Annotated in this window: 14 protein-coding genes, 4 tRNA genes and 2 pseudogenes; 15 read left to right on the forward strand and 5 right to left on the reverse strand. The window is 47.1% G+C overall.

The genetic code is table 11. The features are described 5' to 3' along the window. The first annotated feature begins 76 nt into the window (after positions 1-76). On the forward strand, positions 77-826 hold the full coding sequence (locus tag B0D95_RS02105; RefSeq protein WP_078042358.1) for an SDR family NAD(P)-dependent oxidoreductase: 750 nt from the start codon (positions 77-79) through the stop codon (positions 824-826). Between the two features lie 116 nt (positions 827-942). Here the strand turns inward: B0D95_RS02105 and B0D95_RS02110 are convergent, their stop codons facing one another. Further along, complete coding sequence (locus B0D95_RS02110) at positions 943-1,683, reverse strand: FadR/GntR family transcriptional regulator (RefSeq protein ID WP_078042359.1); 741 nt, start codon at positions 1,681-1,683, stop codon at positions 943-945. A gap of 491 nt (positions 1,684-2,174) precedes the next feature. On the opposite strand from B0D95_RS02110, the gene B0D95_RS02115 reads away from it, so the two are divergent. The 9 genes and pseudogenes from B0D95_RS02115 to B0D95_RS02155 all read left to right on the forward strand — a co-directional run bounded on the left by B0D95_RS02115 (position 2,175) and on the right by B0D95_RS02155 (position 13,439). Next, positions 2,175-4,427, forward strand: coding sequence for a chondroitinase-B domain-containing protein (locus B0D95_RS02115; protein WP_078042360.1), 2,253 nt, complete (start codon positions 2,175-2,177; stop codon positions 4,425-4,427). A 53-nt stretch (positions 4,428-4,480) separates the two neighbouring features. Next, positions 4,481-6,724, forward strand: a complete 2,244-nt coding sequence (locus B0D95_RS02120; RefSeq protein WP_210403670.1) for a heparinase II/III family protein — start codon at positions 4,481-4,483, stop codon at positions 6,722-6,724. Between the two features lie 40 nt (positions 6,725-6,764). Then, positions 6,765-7,112 carry a cupin domain-containing protein gene (locus tag B0D95_RS02125; protein WP_078042361.1) on the forward strand — a complete coding sequence of 116 codons (348 nt, stop codon included), beginning with the start codon at positions 6,765-6,767 and terminating at the stop codon, positions 7,110-7,112. Between the two features lie 95 nt (positions 7,113-7,207). Continuing rightward, positions 7,208-8,388 (forward strand): annotated as a pseudogene (locus B0D95_RS02130) (MFS transporter). A 32-nt stretch (positions 8,389-8,420) separates the two neighbouring features. Beyond that, on the forward strand, positions 8,421-9,353 hold the full coding sequence (locus B0D95_RS02135) for a sugar kinase (protein ID WP_078042362.1): 933 nt from the start codon (positions 8,421-8,423) through the stop codon (positions 9,351-9,353). Between the two features lie 165 nt (positions 9,354-9,518). Continuing rightward, a pseudogene (gene tpiA, locus B0D95_RS02140) lies at positions 9,519-10,338 on the forward strand (triose-phosphate isomerase). A gap of 18 nt (positions 10,339-10,356) precedes the next feature. Beyond that, a complete protein-coding gene (gene fbaA, locus B0D95_RS02145) occupies positions 10,357-11,436 on the forward strand; it encodes a class II fructose-bisphosphate aldolase (RefSeq protein ID WP_078042363.1) in 1,080 nt (359 codons plus the stop codon). 48 nt (positions 11,437-11,484) lie between these two features. After that, positions 11,485-12,516 (forward strand): class 1 fructose-bisphosphatase, encoded by a 1,032-nt coding sequence (locus B0D95_RS02150; RefSeq protein WP_078042364.1) that lies wholly within the window; start codon positions 11,485-11,487, stop codon positions 12,514-12,516. Between the two features lie 62 nt (positions 12,517-12,578). Beyond that, positions 12,579-13,439 carry an amidohydrolase gene (locus B0D95_RS02155; RefSeq protein ID WP_078042365.1) on the forward strand — a complete coding sequence of 287 codons (861 nt, stop codon included), beginning with the start codon at positions 12,579-12,581 and terminating at the stop codon, positions 13,437-13,439. A 17-nt stretch (positions 13,440-13,456) separates the two neighbouring features. Here the strand turns inward: B0D95_RS02155 and B0D95_RS02160 are convergent, their stop codons facing one another. After that, positions 13,457-13,843, reverse strand: coding sequence for a DUF2956 domain-containing protein (locus B0D95_RS02160; RefSeq protein WP_078042366.1), 387 nt, complete (start codon positions 13,841-13,843; stop codon positions 13,457-13,459). Between the two features lie 373 nt (positions 13,844-14,216). Between B0D95_RS02160 and B0D95_RS02165 the strand changes: the two genes are divergently transcribed. Beyond that, positions 14,217-15,893: a cellulase family glycosylhydrolase gene (locus B0D95_RS02165; RefSeq protein ID WP_078042367.1), complete on the forward strand. Its 1,677-nt coding sequence runs from the start codon at positions 14,217-14,219 to the stop codon at positions 15,891-15,893. Positions 15,894-16,013: 120 nt separating this feature from the next. Here B0D95_RS02165 and B0D95_RS02170 read toward each other — a convergent pair whose 3' ends face one another. The 3 genes from B0D95_RS02170 to B0D95_RS02180 form a co-directional block, all read right to left on the reverse strand. Then, on the reverse strand, positions 16,014-16,949 hold the full coding sequence (locus tag B0D95_RS02170) for an NADP-dependent oxidoreductase (protein WP_078042368.1): 936 nt from the start codon (positions 16,947-16,949) through the stop codon (positions 16,014-16,016). Between the two features lie 105 nt (positions 16,950-17,054). After that, positions 17,055-18,254 carry an MFS transporter gene (locus tag B0D95_RS02175; RefSeq protein ID WP_078042369.1) on the reverse strand — a complete coding sequence of 400 codons (1,200 nt, stop codon included), beginning with the start codon at positions 18,252-18,254 and terminating at the stop codon, positions 17,055-17,057. Between the two features lie 154 nt (positions 18,255-18,408). Further along, on the reverse strand, positions 18,409-19,212 hold the full coding sequence (locus tag B0D95_RS02180; protein ID WP_078042370.1) for a hypothetical protein: 804 nt from the start codon (positions 19,210-19,212) through the stop codon (positions 18,409-18,411). A 242-nt stretch (positions 19,213-19,454) separates the two neighbouring features. Here B0D95_RS02180 and B0D95_RS02185 point away from each other — a divergent pair. From B0D95_RS02185 to B0D95_RS02200, 4 genes are all read left to right on the forward strand, one after another. Next, positions 19,455-19,530, forward strand: a tRNA-Glu gene (locus tag B0D95_RS02185). Positions 19,531-19,534: 4 nt separating this feature from the next. Beyond that, a tRNA-Gly gene (locus B0D95_RS02190) sits at positions 19,535-19,610 on the forward strand. An 84-nt stretch (positions 19,611-19,694) separates the two neighbouring features. Further along, positions 19,695-19,770: transfer RNA gene (locus tag B0D95_RS02195), tRNA-Glu, on the forward strand. 6 nt (positions 19,771-19,776) lie between these two features. Further along, a tRNA-Gly gene (locus tag B0D95_RS02200) sits at positions 19,777-19,852 on the forward strand. Positions 19,853-19,958 lie beyond the last annotated feature (106 nt).

A 19,958-nucleotide genomic window follows, 5' to 3' on the forward strand; every position in this document is an offset into this window, starting at 1 on the left:
ACCAACATTGAAAGCCGAGAATTTATTCCCGGCTTTTTTTATCGAATAATTTTTCCAGTTTACTTCAGGAGCTGTGATGGACATGAAGGGTAAGGTATTCATCGTGGCGGGCGGTGGGCGCGACATTGGGCGTTCATGTGCCTTGGCTTTGGCGAAGCGTGGTGCCAGCATTTTATTAACCTATCACGCCAGTGCCGATGCGGCGCATGAGGTTGTGGCAGAAATAGAGCGTAGTGGAGCAAAAGCAGTTGCCCTTAAGGCAGACCTTACACAAGAGTCTGAAGCAAATGGTGTTGTGGCTGCTGCTATAAATGCTTTTGGGCATATTAATGGTTTGGTGCATGTGTCAGGTGGTTTGATTGAGCGCATTACTATTGATGCTATGCCGCTACAGCATTGGCGCAAGGTGATGGATGTTAATCTAACATCACTGTTTATGATGGTGCGCGCCACCATACCGCACTTAAATGCGGGCGATAGTATTGTTACCTTTGCCTCGCAAGCAGGGCGCGATGGTGGCGGTAGTGGTGCGGTGGCTTACGCCACATCCAAAGGTGCGATCATGTCTTTCACGCGCGGCCTGGCCAAAGAATTGGGTGCAAAAAATATCCGTGTTAACAGTGTTTGCCCTGGCATGATCAGCACCGGATTCCACGATCAATTTACCCAGAGCGATGTGCGTTCCAAAGTTGCGGCTGCAACGGCGTTAAAGCGTGAAGGCACTGCTGATGAAGTGGGGCAGTTGGTGGCATTTTTAATGTCTCGCGAAGCCTCATTCATGACCGGAAATTGTATTGATATTAATGGCGGTTTGTTGTTCTCGTAATTTTGCTTTTGCAGTTTTTTAAATACACGTCCATACAACAACGCCAGTCAGATTAACTGACTGGCGTTGTTGTATGGACGTTGTATTTTTAACGCAAGGTGAGAGTGCTGCGTGGATTAATTGCGTGCTTGCGCCAAATAATCCAACGAGTATCTGCCTCTGTATTCTGAGGTCTTGCGGCGTATTTCATCCAGTGCGCGCTGTTCGCTGGCATCGAACAACGAATTTATCAAGCGATTGAAGTGAAAGTGCATGGCTGCCCGCGCGGCATTTCCATCGTGCATCTTAAGTGCGTTGTAAATCGCTGTATGCTCTTCCATGCGCTTGTGAGCGCTTTGGTTACAAACACCTTTGTAGGCTTCGATAATGTCTTCATTGGTGCTGCGCAGATGCCAGAGCTTTTCTACTGCCACCAGGATGGCATTGTTGCGTGTCGCCTTGGAAATAATTAAATGGAACTGCTCGTCGGCATCCTCGGCGTTGGCTTCGTTTTCCATATCCACCAATGTTTGGTGCAGTGCAGCCAGTTCTTCTTCGGTAATCGTAGTGGCTGCCAGTGCAGCGGCTTCGCCTTCCACCAGTGCGCGTGCTTGAGTGAGTTCAAACGCACTGATTTTCACAGCACTTTTTTCTGCAGACTGATTTTCTGCCACATAGATGCCTGAACCAGTTTTTACTTCCACGCGTTCGCGAACTTCCAACGCAATAATGGCTTCGCGGATAGTTGGTCGGCTTACGCCGTAATTGTCCGCAAGCTCACGTTCTGGCGGAAGCCTGCTGCCCGGAGGGTAAATACCGCTATCAATCAAATGTTCAATTTTTTCAACGATGCGCCAAAACAAGCGACGGTTTTTCATTTTTATCCCCATTGGTACGCGCCCGACTGCGTTAACGCTTCAAGCATAACTCAAAGATCAGATAATTGGCAAAGCCAGTGGCTAAAAGGCTGCCATCTTTTTCGTGAGCTTTATCTTGGCTTCTTATGTTGTTTTGGTAATGCCAATTTATCATTTTTGGCAGCTATCTTTTGTGTTATTGGTCAAATTATTATTGACATACAGGTCTTAACTGTTAATATTTTGTGGTCAGTCACAATAATAGATACCAAGGCAATGCCATGACCGTACAGCCATCGTTAAAGCGCAACAAATTTGCAGGTTCAGTGGCAAACCGCATTGCCACCATTGTTGTTGGTCGCGTTTGGGCCCCAATCGCTATTTCAATTCTTCTTTCTTCTATCCGTCGTTGCTATTGCTCGTGGAAGTTGGGCGAAACACCCACCTTATAGCGGTGCGTGTTTTGCCATTTTTAATTGGGTGTTGTTACACAATTTGTTGGGGTGATACCAATGCAGTGGTTTGGAAAAGCGTCTAGCGTTTTATTGATGGGTTTGTTGCTGAGTAGCAATCTCTTAGCCAAGGATATTGTGGTCGAAAATCAACAAGCATTTGCATCTGCATTGAAAACAGTTGTGCCGGGCGACGCGATAGTCTTAAAAAATGGTGTATGGTCAGACTTTGAAATTGGTTTTTTTGCTGAAGGCAATGCTCTAAAGCCCATAACTCTCCGCGCTGAAACCCCGGGTAAGGTCATTATCTCTGGTCTATCTAATTTGCGCCTTGCGGGAAATTATTTGGTAGTAGAGGGGTTGGTGTTTAAAAATGGTTATACCCCAACCGGGGAAGTGATTTCATTCAAGCGTGACGATGAACATCTGGCCAATTATTCTCGCGTCACTCAAGTTGTAATTGATAGCTTTAATAATCCGGATCGCGATTCGTCAGATTATTGGGTGGCTCTCTACGGTAAACATAATCGCGTTGATCATAGTTACTTGGCAGGCAAGCGCAATTTGGGTGTGACTATGGCTGTGCGTTTGGATGGCGTTGCCAATCAACAGAATTATCATCAAATTGATCATAATTATTTTGGCCCTCGCCCCATTCTTGGCTCCAATGGTGGTGAAACATTGCGAGTGGGCACCAGCACCTATTCGCTTACAGATTCGCATACGCTCATAGAAAACAATTATTTTGATCGCTGTAACGGCGAGGTGGAAATTGTTTCCATTAAGTCCGGTAAAAATATTGTTCGCAATAATGTTTTTTATGAGGGGCGTGGAGCCCTGACGCTACGCCATGGCAATGGTAATGTGGTGGAAGGTAATGTGTTTTTCGGTAATGGTGCTGAGCATACAGGTGGCATTCGGGTAATTAATAGCGATCAAATAGTGCGAAACAACTATTTGGAAGGCTTGACTGGAACCCGTTTTGGCAGTGGTTTTGCGGTGATGAATGGCACAGTTGGTGCCTCGGTCAGTCGCTATAGCCAAGTGGTTAATGCAACTATTGAAAATAATACTTTTATCAATGTCGATAATATCCAATTGGGTGCGGGCAGCGATGCAGAACGAAATGCGCCACCAGTAAATAGCCGGATGCAACGGAATTTGGTCTTCAGTGAATCAAACGCTGATGTGTTCAAGATCTTTGATGACATGAGTGGAATTGCCTTTGCGGACAACGTCTTGCACAAGGTGAAGAATCCCAATCTACAAACGGGCTTCAGCGCGAAAACCCTGACAATGAAACGCAATGCTGCCGGTTTATTAATGCCACAGGGCGATGCGTATAAACATATCGGTGTTGCTGCATCCTTAAAACCTATAAAAAAATCAGAGGTAGGCCCGCACTGGTACGAGAAGAATGTGGCTCAGGTTGAGTTTGATTCGGGTAAAACGATTAGTGTCGATGCCAATGCAGAGGATTCATTGTCCCATGCCATTGCGGCGGCTGAGTCGGGCGATCAGTTAGTCCTGGCTCCCGGTCAATATAAAATTACCAAGCTGCTGGCAATTAATAAGGTGTTGAGCATCCGCGCTAAACAAGCGGGAAAGGTTGTTTTATTGCCTGAGCGAACCACCTTATTTGAAATACAAAATGGCGGCTCTTTAAAACTGCACAATGTGACTATTGATGGTAGCAAAAGCCCGGATTTGGCAGGCAATATTCTGATTCGCACACTCAAAAGCGGTATGTATATCAGCTATCGTTTAATCGTTGACAATGTCCGGGTAGAAAATCTAAACGTTAATCACTCGCATCACTTTTTAGAGGCTGGCAGTCGCAGTCTTGCAGAAAATATCCAGATTATGAATTCCAGCTTTAATAACATCACTGGCGACCTGTTGCGATTGGATAAAGAGACGGATGATTTGGGTAATTACAACGCTGAAACCCTGGTGATGGATAAGAATCGCTTTACGAATATCGAAGGTGCATTAATCAGTCTGTATCGTGGTGGCACCGATGAAAGTACCTTTGGCCCCCATTTATTGTTCAGACACAACCATGTTGAAAATGTGGGGCAGGGTAAGCGCAATAAACGCAGCGCATCACTGTATTTACATGGTGTGCAATACACCCGGATTGCCAACAACCATATCAAGAATGCGGCAGGCATTGTGATTGAGCATACCGTGGGTGATCCTGATACTGAAATCCGCGCAAACAGATTTACCAAGGTGCCCGCATTGCGGGTGGCGGAGCTTCACACCAAGGGCGAGTCCAGTGTGAAGTATGTAGATAATCGTGAAGACTGATCTTTATACACAATGATTAACTGACTCAATAGTTGAATAATCTGGATTTTCCTATGAATAAAGCAATGATAACGATGAATAAAAGCCTGCTTTCTGCAATAAGTGTAATAGTGATTTTTATCTGCAATAGTTTCGGCACTGCTGTAGCGGCTGAACAGCAAGCAGTAAAACAACATCCCTCGCTGGTCATTACTGCTCAGGACGTAGTTGACATGCGTTCTGAAATTGCACGCGATGGTCGCTTTAAAAAAGAATTTCAGGATAAAAAATCACAGCTTGATAGTAAGCTGGCACTGCCCAAACAAGTACCTGTGCCGCGTGATTCCGGTGGTGGTTTTACCCATGAGGTACATAAGAATAATGCGCAGAGCATGTACGATGCAGCAATAATTTATCAATTAACGGGGGAGGCAAAATACGCAAACTATGTGCGCGATATGTTATTCCTCTATGCCGATATGTACCCCGGGTTACCCTTGCACCCGCAACGTAAAACTGATTCAGTGATTTCGGCAGGAAAGTTGTTTTGGCAGAACCTGAATGAATCTGTGTGGCTGGTTTATGTTATCCAGGCTTACGACGCAATATTGCCAGCATTAACGACCAGTGAACGTAAAACCATTGAAACGGGCATACTGCGCCCGGTGGCATTATTTTTATCTGAAGGATCGCCCCATACATTTAATACCATTCACAATCATGCGACCTGGGCTACTTGTGCAGTAGGTATGACAGGCTATGTACTCAATGAACCGCAGTGGGTGGAACAGGCACTCTATGGTTCTGATAAATCCGGTAAAGGTGGTTTTCTTCGCCAGTTGGATGAATTATTTTCACCCCAGGGTTACTACAATGAGGGCCCTTATTACCAGCGTTATGCCTTGCTGCCATTTGTCACCTTCGCAAAAGCAATAGCGGTAAATGAACCGCAACGCAATATATTTTCCTATCGTGATGGCATTGTTTTAAAAGCCGTTAACACCACCATCCAACTGAGCTATAACAATTTATTTTTGCCGATCAATGATGCGATCAAGGACAAAGGCCTGAATACCATTGAGCTGGTAAATGGTGTTGCCATTGCTTACTCGGTAACAAAGGATACCGGTTTACTATCAATTGCCAAACAGCAGGATAAGGTGATTCTGACTGGTGACGGCCTGCGTATTGCACAGGCATTGGATCAGCATTTGGAGCAGCCTTACCCGTTTACCTCCATGGTGTTTCAGGATGGCGCCAAGGGTGATGAAGGTGGCCTTGTTGTTATGCGCGAGAAAGATCAAGCACTGGTATTCAAAGCTACCGCCCAAGGTATGGGACATGGCCATTTTGATAAATTGAATTGGCTCTTTTATGACAAAGGCGCGGAAATTATTTCTGATTATGGTTCGGCGCGTTTTCTAAATGTGGAAGCAAAATTTGGCGGCCGCTATTTACCGGAAAATGACACCTATGCCAGTCAAACCATTGCACATAACACCCTGGTAGTTGATGAGACTAGTCATTTTAATGGCGACACCAGTATTGGAAATGAAAACCATCCAGACCTGCTTTATTTCGCAAATAAGGACGGGCTAAAAATTTCGGCAGCGCGTGTGGACAATGCCTATTCGGATGTCGAGTTTGTGCGCACCATGGCCCAGATCCATCACAAGCAATTAGCCCACCCGGTGGTATTGGATGTCTTGACGGTGCACTCAAACAACGTACATCAACTGGATTTGCCATTGCACTATAAAGGGCATTTGATGGATACCAATGTGGCGCTGGATACGGCAACGCAACGCTTGGCTCCTTTGGGCAAAAAAAATGGCTATGAACATTTATGGTTGAAGGCAACCGCCAAAGCAGCTATGCCTGTGAGTCAAATTACCTGGTTACATGATAATGGTCGTTTTTATTCGCTGAGCACAATTAGCCGTGCGGATATGAAAATACTGTTCACTCAAATAGGTGCCAATGACCCGCTATTCAATTTACGCACTGAAAATGCATTTATATTACGGATTCCCAGTGCAAAGCAGGCCGCATTTGTGAGTGTGCTTGAACCTCACGGTGAATATAACCCGGTGAGCGAATTAACCTTTACTGCCAATAGCCAGGTAAAAAATATTACTCACCAGCAAGTGGGCGATATAGATCAGGTGAGCCTTGAATTTATCAATGGGCCTAAACTACTTTTGTTATTAAACAATGCAAAGGCATTTGATGAGAAAAAACTCAACAAGGTGAAGATTGGTGGAAAGCAATATTCATTTCGTGGACGTTTCCACCTGATAGACCTGACAGACAACTAAAAAATACAAACCATTAAGTGCCACTACACGAGGTATTTTTATGACGACGAGTAAAGACTTTATATTCAGTGATGAAACACCGAAAGTCGATTTAGGTGGTGGCATGGTTCGCCAGGTTCTGGGTTATAACCAGGAGCTTATGGTGGTGAAAGTATGGTTTGCCGCGGGTACAGAAGGCTATGTGCACAGTCATGTTCACTCGCAGGTTGCCTACATTGCCAAGGGCGTTTTTGATGTAAACCTTGGTGGTGTTATTAAGCGTATGAAAGAGGGCGACAGCTTTTTTGTCGCACCTTATGTTGAGCACGGTGCAGTGTGTATTGAAGAAGGTATTTTGATTGATACGTTTAGTCCCTGTCGTGAAGATTTTTTAGAGGCTAAGGTATGAGTCATAAAACTGTAAAAGGTCTGCGCTGGCTGGTTATTACCTTGGTAGGTATTGCCACCGTCATAAATTATATCGACCGTACAGCGCTCTCTGTGATGTGGCCGGGTATTGCCGAGGAGTTAGGTCTTGGTAAGCAGGATTACGCCAACATCATTACCGTCTTTATGATTTCTTATGCGATTGGTCAATCCTTGTTTGGCAAAATCTTTGATGCCTTGGGAACGCGCATTGGTTTTCTGTTATCGATTGTTGTTTGGTCTATTTCTATTGCGCTGCATGCGGTTGCCAGTTCGGTGATGAGCTTCAGTGTATTTCGCTTTTTCCTGGGCTTGGGGAAGCGGGTAACTGGCCAGGTGCAACCAAGGCCAATGCCGAGTGGTTTCCCGTACGTGAGCGCGCTTTGGCGCAAGGGATATTTGGTGCGGGAGCTTCCATGGGCTCCATTATTGCACCGCCCTTAATTGCGTTCATGTATGCTTTTCTCGGTTGGAAGGCAACCTTCCTGGTCATTGGCGGGCTTGGTTTCTTATGGGTTATTCCCTGGTTAATTGTGTATAAATCTTCACCAGATTCTCACCCCTGGATCACGCCGGAAGAGCGCGAATATATTTTATCGGGGCAGCGGGTAGCTGAATCGGCAGAGCAGGAATATGTTCCGGGGTGGTTGGATTTATTAAAACATCGCCAAAGCTGGGGTGTGATTGCGGCGCGTTTTTTTATCGACCCGATTTGGTGGTTGTTTGTGGCTTGGTTGCCGTTGTACCTGAATGAGAAATTTGGTTTTGATGTAAAGCAAATCGGTATTTTTGCATGGGTGCCTTATGTCGGTGCTGCTATTGGCGCCTTGTTTGGCGGGTGGCTGGCCGGGCAATTAATAAAACGCAGTTGGTCAGTCAATAAAGCGCGTAAAACAGTGATCACTTTGAGTTGTGTGATTATGTTGCCTGCACTGATTTTAACCTCCATGGCGAATACTCCATTGCTGGCGGTGTTATTGATTGCCGTTATTTTGTTCGGCTTTCAGGCGGCGATTAGTAATATTCAAACCATGCCCAGTGATTTTTTCTCGGGTAAAAGTGTAGGTTCATTGGCGGGTATGAGTGGAACCTCGGCAGTACTGAGTGTGATTATCAGTATTCAGTTGGTGCCTATGTTGACGGCGGGTGGTAATTACGGCCCGTTTTTTGTGTTGGGTGCGGTATTAGTACCCCTGGTGTTGGCCTCTATATTTTTGGCTGGGCGCATTGAGCCTGTGGCAAAACCCCAGAGTAAATAACCTGCGAATTCATGTGTGACGAAAGAGTTGTTATGAGCCAGATATTTTTAATGGGCGAATGTATGGCGGAGTTGCAAGAAGTGGCTCCTGGTCATTTGCGCCAGTCCTTCGCAGGTGATTTTTATAATACGGCGGTGTATTTAAAGCGTGCATTTCCTCATATAGATGCATGCCTGTTAACAGCAGTGGGTAATGACAAGCTGAGTGATGCCATGCTAGCGCATTGCGAGCAAGAGCGGTTAGATTGTTCGTCCGTTCTGCGTTCGCCAGAGCGTATTCCCGGGCTTTATTGGATTAATACCGATGCTCAGGGAGAGCGTACATTTACTTACTGGCGCGATAACTCTGCCGCACGGCAGTTGATGTCATTAATGGATGAGGCGGTGCGCGAGCGCTTAACCCATGCTGATTGGTTTTTCTTTTCGGGTATTTCGCTCGCCGTTATAGAGCCTCAGGATCGCCCCTTATTGTGGGCACTGCTGGCAGATTTAAAACACGCGGGTGTAAAAATTGCCTTTGATCCTAATTATCGCGCGCGCTTGTGGCCGGATGCTGATGTGGCTAAACAACATTTTGAACAGGCGTTTGGATTGTGCGATTTGTTATTGCCAGGAGTAGATGATTTTATCCAACTCTATGGCGTGAAAGATGCCGCACAAATCCGCACTTTATTAAACCCATTCCACATTACAGAAGTGGTATTAAAAAATGGCCCGGCAGAGATCTGCTATATCGCTGGTGACTTGATGGAGACCTATCCGGTGACACCGGCAGTCAATGTGGTGGATACCACTTCTGCTGGCGATTCGTTCAATGGTGTTTTTCTTGGCGCACGACTGTCGGGAATGCCCGTGGTCACAGCTATTGAATGGGCAGCAGCTACGGCAGGTTTGGTAATCCAGCATCCGGGAGCCATTATTCCCGCAGAGATTTTTAACCATTTCTGGGAGAGCATGGCCAAGTGAGCCGCTGATTTTTTAGTGGCTATGTCTCGTTAAAAAAATCGCCAGCGCTATTCGCAAAAAAATTCAGGTAATAGATGAGTCCAGTCGTGCATTGCACTGCTGCGGATAACTATTGCCTGTTATATGGAACCAAATAAGTATTCGGTTAATACCAGGAAGAAACAGATGAATGCTCAACTGCAAAAACCAAAACCCATCGTCATTGCTAATTGGAAGCTCAATGGCGGTATAGATCTGATTTGTACATCAGTCGCATCATTTATCGGTAAGCATTTTGATGCACAAATCGCAATTTGTCCTCCCTATATTTATATGCGTGACATGCTGACATTCCTGCAGCATTCAGAAATTAGTATTGGCAGCCAGAATGTCAGCAAATTTGAATCGGGTGCTTATACCGGAGAGACATCTGCACAAATGCTAAAGCAGGCAGGTTGCAAATTGTGTTTGATTGGTCATTCAGAGCGGCGCGCTATGTTTGGCGAAAGTAATCTCAGCTGCCAAATTAAAGTATGCCGCGCTTAATCATGGCTTATTGCCCGTGTTATGTATTGGTGAAAACCTGGAAGAGCGCGATGCAAATATTACTAAAGCGGTTATTTTTCGCCAGCTCAGTGAAGGTTTGCACAATATTAATCTGGAAGGGAAAGAGTTATGTATCGCCTACGAACCTGTGTGGGCAATTGGCACAGGGCTTTCCGCAACACCTGCTATGGCACAGAAGATACATCAGTTTATTCGTCGCGAATTGGCTGTGTTATTGGGTAAAGAAACTGCTGGGCGAATCCGATTGTTATATGGCGGCAGTGTCAATAAAACCAATGCAAGGGAATTGTTGGCACAAGCGGATATCGATGGCTTGTTGGTAGGTGGTGCCAGCCTTGATCCCGGCCATTTTTTAGCAATTTGCCAATTGGCATCTGAGCAGGCAATGCTGAAACAACATGCCGTTGTAACAGAGAAACAAGCTGCGGTCTCACACTAATCGGAGCAGATAAAGATCATGAATAATCTTGTAAGTGTAGTCCCCGCCGGTGTCGCAACCGGTGATCAGGTACAAATGTTATTTCGCATGGCAAAACAACAGGGATTTGCTTATCCCGCTGTGAATGTGGTGGGCACAAACTCTATTAATGCCACATTGGAGGCGGCCCAAAAAATTAATTCCCCGGTGATAGTGCAGTTATCCCAAGGTGGTTCCGCCTTTTTTTCAGGTAAGGGGTTGTCATTGCCAGGGCTGCAAAATTCGGTATTGGGTGCGGTGGCCGCTGCAAAATATGTGCATTGCGTTGCAGAAGCCTATGGCGTGCCTGTTATTTTGCATACGGATCATGCCGCGAAAAAATTACTGCCGTGGATCGACGGTTTGCTTGACGCCGGTGAACAATTTTTTACTGAAACCGGAAAACCGTTATTCAGTTCCCATATGCTGGATTTGTCGGATGAGTCGCTGGAACACAATATCGATATTTGCGCGGGCTATTTAACCCGTATGCACAAATTGGGTATGACGCTGGAAATTGAACTCGGGTGCACTGGTGGTGAAGAAGATGGCGTAGATAACTCCGCCATAGACAGCTCCGCGCTCTATACCCAACCCGAGGATGTAGCCTATGCCTATGAGCGCTTGAGTGCAATTAGCCCGCGGTTCACCATCGCCGCGTCCTTCGGCAATGTGCATGGTGTTTATAAACCCGGCAATGTAAAGCTAAGGCCGGAAATCCTTAAAAACTCACAAGCCTATGTGAGTGAAAAATGTAATTTGCCACACAACAGTTTGGATTTTGTTTTTCATGGTGGTTCCGGTTCTGACCCTGCAGAAATCACCGAGTCCATTACTTACGGTGTCGTTAAGATGAATATTGATACCGATACCCAATGGGCAGCATGGCAGGGGGTGATGGATTACTACAAGACGAATCAGGATTACTTACAAAGCCAAATTGGCAACCCTGGTGGCGCCGATGCCCCCAATAAAAAATATTACGATCCACGGGTGTGGTTGCGTAGCCTTGAAGAGAGCATGGTGTCGCGGTTGCAGCAATCTTTCCGCGATTTGAACTGTGTTAATCGCTACAGCTAAACGGTTATGAGTAATCCCATGAATCAATATTTCACAAGGTATATGCCCATGCGTGATTTGCAAAACTGCTTCAACCAGGATGCTGTTGCTGTGGAGCTGCAGAGTGTTATTACCAACCTGCTGGATGTGACCAAAGAGATCGCTCTGGCCGTTCGTCAGGCGGCCTTGGCCGGCGTTTTGGGGGCGGTGCAGGTTCAAAATGTACAGGGTGAAACGCAAAAAAAATTGGATGTGATCGCCAACGATTTATTGAAAGCTGCCTTAAAGAAAAATATTCATGTGCGTGCACTGGCTTCCGAAGAGGATGAGCATGTGATTGCCTTGCACAATTCAGGGCGATATGTCGTTGCATTTGATCCGTTGGATGGCTCATCGAATATAGATGTGAATGGCCAGGTGGGTACTATTTTCACTGTCTATCCTGCATTGGATAATGTTGCAGCAGATAGCCCCTCGCAATTTTTTCAGCAGGGGAAAAATCAGCTGTGCGCAGGTTATGTGCTTTATGGTCCATCAACAGCGCTGGTGTTAACCAATGGTGGCCCGACACGCTGCTTTACGCTTGACTCCCATCACAATGAATTCGTATTAACAAATGCAAAATTGCAGGTGCCACAAAACACTGAAGAATTTTCCATCAATATGGCAAACCAGCGTTTTTGGAGTGATAACTTCAAACGCTATATTGCAGATTTATTGGCCGGTGAAACCGGTGTGCGCGGCAAGCGCTTTACGATGCGGTGGAATGCCGCTATGGTGGGTGATGTGCACCGGGTGTTAACTCGCGGTGGTATTTTTATGTACCCGAATGATAGCCGTCACCCGCGCCAACCTGCTAAATTGCGCCTGCTTTATGAAGCCAACCCTATGGCCATGTTGGTTGAAAATGCCGGTGGAAAAGCATGCAGTGAAGCCACCAATAAAATCCAGCGCATTTTGGATATAGTGCCTGACGCATTGCATCAGCGTGTGTCTGTGATTCTGGGGGCGGCTAATGAAGTGGATATTTGTATCGTGTATTTGTTCAAGCGCGATCAGGTGGACGAGTCGGTTTTGATTGAGAATGAAGAAGCCTATTAGTGAAGCCGTCTGCTCATGAATTCATCTCTTTATTAGCGCGGAAACGACAGAGATAAATAGCAATGATTGTAGATTCTCATGTACATATTTGGGCGCCTCATTGCGCCGATCGCCCTTGGCCTAATCCTCAAACGGCAAAACCACACAAGGCTTATCCGGGGATTAGTGAGCATGGCATGAGCAAGCAGATGCTGGTGGCAGCGATGGATATCGCCGGTGTAGGTCGCGCTATTTTAATTCCACCATCGTGGGAAGGACATTACAACGATTTGGCTCTGGATGCAGTGCAATCCTATCCTGAGCGTTTTGCGGTCATGGGGCGTATTTTTTTAGAAGAACCTATGCCTGAAGCGCAGTTCAATCTGTGGCGACAGCAGCAGGGAATAGTGGGAGTACGCTGTATTTTTCACAGCCCGCGCTACCAACAATTATTGTGTGATGGTGCATTTGATTGGTTTTGGCAAATCGCTGCAAGCAACAAGGTGCCTGTTACCCTGATGATGCCCGGTTTAAAAAATGCGGCACTCATCATCGAACACCTGTTAAAAACATTCCCGGAATTAAAACTCTCATTGGATCATGTGAATATTCAGGGTGCTGATAAAGATCAGGTCGCTACGCAAGTCAAACAATTTTCTGCCTTGGCGCATTATGACAATTTCGCCATAAAGGCCAGTGCTGTGCCCAGTTGGTCGCAAGAGTCTTTTCCATTTAAAGATACCCATGACCATCTAAAGCGCTTGTTCGATGCTTTTGGGCCGCAGCGCACGTTTTGGGGCAGTGATTTCACCCGGCTGGATATTGATTATCGCCGCGCCGTTTGCCAATTCACTGAAGCAATGAATTGGCTCGACGGGCGTGATCTGGAATGGGTCATGGGACGTGGTGTTTGCGAATGGCTGGGCTGGCCTATTAACGCATAAGCTGCACTCAGCCATTTTTACGATGGACTATTCACTACAAATCCAATAATACCCACCACCAAAAACAATCCCCAGGACAGTGCCAATAACACCCATGGCAAGCGGGGATTGGTTTGTGTTGTTGCACTTTCTTCTTTTACCTCATCCGATTTTTGTTGTGTTAATTGATTGGATAATTGCTTTACTTTTTTTACCCGTTTATCCAGCTCCCGTGTTTTTTCACTTTGCTGACGCAAAAACATTTCCATGCCGCGTTGAATACCATTGGCAATGGCTTTGGTTTCAACCGGTGTTTGGCCTTCAATTTTTATGCTGTTGGCAATTTTCTGTGCGTCGGCGCGAATATCGCGCGCGTCTTTTTTCTGTTTGGTTTTGGGTGGGGCGGTGTGTGCGGCTTGGGTCATAAGAGCTACTCAGGTGTGTGGAGCCTATCCGGCGATTCTGGCTATCTGTGCGCAGGATAAAGGAGTTTTACGCCATTTTGTTGGTTCGCCATGAGTGTAGAGTCATGGCTATGGCTTCGTCATTAGTGTTTTTCATAGGTAAAATAAATTTTGTTTGTGAGTTGCATCCCATAATGCATTTTTTGTCATCCAAAACCTCATGGCAGGAGCTGATCCAAGTTTCATCCTGTTGTTTAGTGACTAGCATATGGTGCTGCTGACTATTTTGTGATCTGTTCGGTCGCAGTAGGTAGTTCAAGGCAGATCCTCCCGGCCAGTGGCGAGTCTGCCCTGTGCCGGGTCAATAACGGATAACAAACAGGAGCATAACTTGATGAAACTTTCACGATTGAAATTATGGGGCGTTGCCGCGCTCTTGGGGATGGGGCTTATGGCATCCCAAGCACAGAGCGCCAGTTGCCGGTATGTGGTAACCAATAGCTGGGGCAGCGGTGCTACCGCGAATATCGAAATCACTAATACCGGCTCCACGGTGTTGAATGGGTGGAGTGTGAATTGGAGTTATATCAACAACCGCATCACCAATAGTTGGAATGCCAACCTGAGTGGCTCCAACCCTTACAGCGCGTCCAACCTGAGTTGGAATAGTAGTTTGCAGCCAGGGCAAACCATCACGTTCGGGATGCAAGTGAATGCCAATGGTGCCATAGAAACACCCGTGGTGACCGGGGCGATTTGTGGTTCATCCACTCCGTCCAGTGTGAGTTCTTCCAGTCGCCCATCAAGCCTGAGTTCGTCATCGCGATCATCCAGCAGTGTGAGTGTGACTAGTCCATCGTCCAGCTCCAGAAGCAGTTCATCGTTCAGTAGTTCATCGCTGAGTTGTCCGCAGGGCAATAGTTGGCCGGACTGCCCACCATCTACCTGGAGTGATGCCTATTGTGCCTTGATTGGCCCACCCATCTGTGTGAGAAGTTCATCCAGTCGCTCCAGTAGTTCCAGCAGCTCAGTGAGTTCCGGTGTAACCAGTGTGGAGCTGACGCGCTCAATGGGGATTGGATGGAACGTCGGAAATTCACTGGATGCCGTTGGCGGTGAAACCAATTGGGGCAATCCATTAATTACCCAGCAACTGATTAACTCTGTGAAAGCGGCTGGATTCAAAACGATTCGTTTACCAGTGGCCTGGAGTAAATTTTCTGACGCGCAAAATTTTGTGATTCAAACGGCGTGGATGGATCGGGTAGAGCAGGTGGTGAATTACGCACTCAATGCAGATATGTATGTGGTGATGAATATTCACTGGGATGGCGGTTGGATGCAACCTACCTATGCGCAACAAAACTACGTGAATAATCGCCTTACTATTATGTGGACGCAAATTGCCAACCGCTTTAAAAATTATGATGACCGTTTGTTGTTTGCGGGCACCAATGAAGTGATGGTCGATGGCGATTACGGCACCCCAACGGTTGAGTACTACACAGTACAAAATAGTTTTAACCAAACATTTGTGGATACAGTGCGTGCAACCGGCGGCAAAAATGCAACCCGTCATTTAGTGGTGCAGGGGTTTAATACCAATATCGATCACACGGTCAATTTTGCGGCGATTCCGGTGGATACAGTCAGTGATCGTTTAATGATGGAAGTGCATTATTACGATCCTTACAACTTCACCTTGAATACCAACAGCAACATCACCCAATGGGGTTCCATCGCCACTAACCCGAATGCCACCGAAACCTGGGCAAACGAAGCCTATACCAATGCACAATTCCAAAAAATGAAAACCCATTTTGTGGATCAAGGGGTTGGTGTGATTTTGGGTGAGTACGGTGTGGTGTCACGGTTGAATGTGTCGGGCCACGCTACTTATCGCAACTATTGGAACGAGTACATCACCAAGTCTGCTTATGATCGTGGTTTGGTGCCCATTTATTGGGACAACGGTTATTCCGGTGATGGCGGTTTTGCATTGTTTAATCGGAACACTGGTGCGCAACTTGAACCTGTGTTAATTCAAGCGATTGTAAAAGCAGATGATTAAATACGGAGTGGCATCAGCAATGGACTGCTAAGTTATTGAATCTTTTAATGAGGATATTGTGTGATTCGCACATGAGCGTGCGATGTAAAAACCGCAAGGCGATAGTGCCTTGCGGTTTTTTTATGGCTTGCCAACATGCACAATAATTTTTCCGTCTGCACGGCCTGATTCACTCAGGGCATGGGCTTTGGCTATATCTTCCAGTGCAAATTCAGCGGCGATAATCGGGCGCATTTTTCCTGCATCAACCAGCAGTGCCAATTCTTTTAAAACGGCGGCATCAGGTTCGATAAAAACAAAGGCGGAGCGCACAGCATGTTCAGCGGCTTTTGTCGCTGATGGTGGGCTGACAACCGATACCAAAATACCGCCCTGTTTGAGTACCGCCCAGGATTTTTCCTGTACTTCGCCACCAATAGTGTCAAACACTATGTCCATTTCATGCACTATGTGCTCGAACGCTTGAGTGCGATAGTCGATGACCTGATCGGCGCCCAGTGATTTCACCAGCGGAATATTTTTGCTTGAGGTGGTGGCGACAACATAGGCACCGAAGGCTTTTGCCAATTGCACTGCCAGCGAGCCAACACCACCGGAACCTGCGTGGATTAACACGCGATCCCCTGCTTTGATAGCAGCTGCTTTGACTAACACATCCCAAGCGGTAATGCCTGCCAGTGGCAATGATGCGGCGCAGGCATGGGAGATAGTTTTGGGTTTGAATGCAGCTTCACTTTCATCAATCGCAATGTATTCGGCGTAGCTGCCATCGCGCAGAATATTAGGACGGGAATAAACCGCATCGCCAATGTTAAATCGGCTCACGTCTTTGCCTGTGGCCTCAACAATGCCGGATACATCCCAACCCAGAATGATTGGCAATTGGTAGTGCAGCATCTCTTTGAGGTAACCGGCGCGAATCTTCCAATCCACGGGGTTTATCGAGCTGGCAATAACGCGCACTAATATGTCGCGATCGCCAAGTGTGGGCAGGGGAGCCTCCTCCAGCGTTAATACCTCTTGTCCGCCGTAGGCATGGATTCTGACTGCTTTCATGGTGTGCCTCGAATGGTAGCGATAACTATTGTCTGACCTTAGACGCTCGATGGGTTATATCAAGTCAAATGATGCAACCAAACCAATATTGTGTGCCGTGGCCGCCTAACCATTTTTGATCGCGTCTTTTTTGGCGAGCTTGTAAATGCCCAGACCTGCGATGGAAAGCACTACACCAACCCAACCAGTGGATGACCAGCCAAGCCCCAAATCAATGGCAAAGCCGCCCAGTAGGGCGCCAATCGCATTGGCAAAATTAAATGCAGAGTGATTGAGCGCTGCCGCTAGGGTTTGTGCCTTGCCGGCCACATCCATCAAGCGGATTTGCAGGGCAGGGCCGATGGCAACGACGGTGCCAATTAAAAACACATTGATACAGGCTATCCAGAGCACATGGGCTGTAAGTACAAATGCGCCGAGCACAATCGCAGACCAAATAAGGGTTACCCGAATAGCGCCCATTAAATTTTTGTCGGCCATGCGGGAGCCAAAGATATTGCCTGCAACCATCCCGGCGCCGAACAGTGCCAGCACAAAGGGCACGCCTGCCTCCGTGAGGCCTGCTAATGCCATGAGGCTGGGCTTGATATAGCTGAATACCGCAAACATACCGCCAAACCCAATGGCGCCAATTCCCAGGGTTAACCAAACCTGCTTATTAACCAGCGCGGCCAGCTCTGCCCAAGGGCTGGCGGATGCTTCTTTAGGGATAGCGGGAACCCAGAGATAAATCATCACTGCCGATAACAGCGCAATGCCGGCGACAAATACAAAGGCAAATTGCCATCCCAACCACTGTCCCAAGGCAGCGGCTAAAGGCACGCCGAGCAAGGTGGCTAACGACAGGCCGAGCATAGTCATGGCCACAGCCTGGGCGCGTTTGTGTACTGGCACCAATGAGGCGGCAACCAGCGCTGCTATCCCGAAATAGGTGCCGTGCGGGAAGCCACTTAAAAAACGCATCGCCATCATCCAGTGATAATCGCTGGAGAGGGCACTGGCCAAGTTGCCGAGGGTGAATAGCCCCATCAGTATAATAAGCATGAGGTTGCGAGCAATTTTGGCACCTAGCAGCGCCAATATGGGCGCACCAATCACTACACCCAAGGCATAAGCGCTGATGGTGTGACCGGCTTGGGGAATGCTAATCGATAGGTCTGCGGATACTTCCGGCAGCAAACCCATAATGACAAATTCACTGGTGCCTACGGCAAAACTGCCAACACCCATCGCAATCAGTGGACGAATCATGTCACTGCGCGATGTTACTACCGGCGGGGTATCGCCTTGGGCTACATCTAACATCAAAAAAACAACCTTGGGCGGGAACAGCGGGAGAGGGATGGAAACGCCGCGCATTTTACAAAATTGACGATATAAATGACAGTCGGCGAACCGGCGATGCCTCAATCAGTGGATGGTGCAGGAAGGGATAATGCTAGTAATACGGAGCATCGCATCAATCGTAGATGGATTTCTTTTTCCACTTGTCGTTTTCTTCATCAAATTGCCGCCATTCCTTGCTGGTAGTTTGATCGCCCGTTGCGGGTGCTTTTGCCGGAGCAGCTTCCCCTTCGCTGGCCGCTGCCTCTTTATTGACCTCTACTTTTTCTTGCAGTTTGGCCATTACTGCGTCCAATTGGGCTATTTGTTTATCAAACAGATGGCTGCCGTTATCCGCTGCCAGAGCCTTGCGGGCGAGGGCATAGTGATGAACTGCCAAGCGCAACTTGCCAATTTGCTGTGCCTGCCGCGCATTAAACACATGGCCATCTACCGTAATTTGCAGCATCAGGCGAGTAATCTGATCGGTATAGGCTTCGGTTTGTACCTGATTGATATTACGTAATGCGGCTTGTTGGGCAACGAACTTATTGAGTTCCTGCAGCAGTTGATTTGCTTCTTTGATCTGCTGGGGGTTATCCAGCCTGACCTTAACTTGTGGGGCATTCTCTTTTTGTGCTGCCAGCAAATTGGTGTAGAGATTGAGGTTTTCTGTATGTGTTTGGTCATTGGGTTCCAGGCGAGACAATTGCTCACAGCAGTCGATCAGTGCGCGGTAGAGAAGCCCGGTCAGATCATTGGATAGAAAGCCGCTCGGGAAGCCTGTGGCAAGGTCGCGGAAGGAATTACGCCGCGCACGCAGGGCGGTAATCAGCCGTTGGCGTTGCACGCGTTTTTTCTCAATGGAATGCGAAAGGAATAAATAGCCCGCCAATAAGATCAGGGAAAGGAAAATACCGGCGATTACATAGGCAGACATGATGGTTTAAGAACCTTATTGATTAATTGCTGGGCTAATTTATGCAGCAAGTATAGCACCGATAAAAATGGCATCAGAATTTGAATTGATGAGTCGGGCTGAGCGCGCTAAGTGCTTGTTTCCGCACTGATAAAAAAAGAATTAAAAGTGTTGACACCTGCGGCATCCATCCCTAGAATGCGCCCCACTTCTGACGCAGACGTTAACTTGAAAAAGAAAACAAAAGTGTTGGATGGTCCGGGGTCCCCTTCGTCTAGTGGCCTAGGACACCGCCCTTTCACGGCGGTAACAGGGGTTCGAGTCCCCTAGGGGACGCCACATAGCGGGAATAGCTCAGTTGGTAGAGCATAACCTTGCCAAGGTTAGGGTCGCGAGTTCGAGTCTCGTTTCCCGCTCCAACTTCCTTAATGGGAAGTTATGTAATAAGTTTTAAACTGTTAGTGAAGTGTATTTTATTGTTGTCGCCTGATGACGATTAAAATGTCCCCTTCGTCTAGTGGCCTAGGACACCGCCCTTTCACGGCGGTAACAGGGGTTCGAGTCCCCTAGGGGACGCCACATTTAGCGGGAATAGCTCAGTTGGTAGAGCATAACCTTGCCAAGGTTAGGGTCGCGAGTTCGAGTCTCGTTTCCCGCTCCAATTTCTCTCGTAGAAATTCTAAAGTTTAAAAATGTGCGTCTTGAATAATTATCTTGCTACTCCCTTCCGTTATAAAAATATCTATTTTTGATCATCAGATTATTCT

Source organism: Cellvibrio sp. PSBB023, from assembly GCF_002007605.1.
Taxonomy (GTDB): domain Bacteria; phylum Pseudomonadota; class Gammaproteobacteria; order Pseudomonadales; family Cellvibrionaceae; genus Cellvibrio.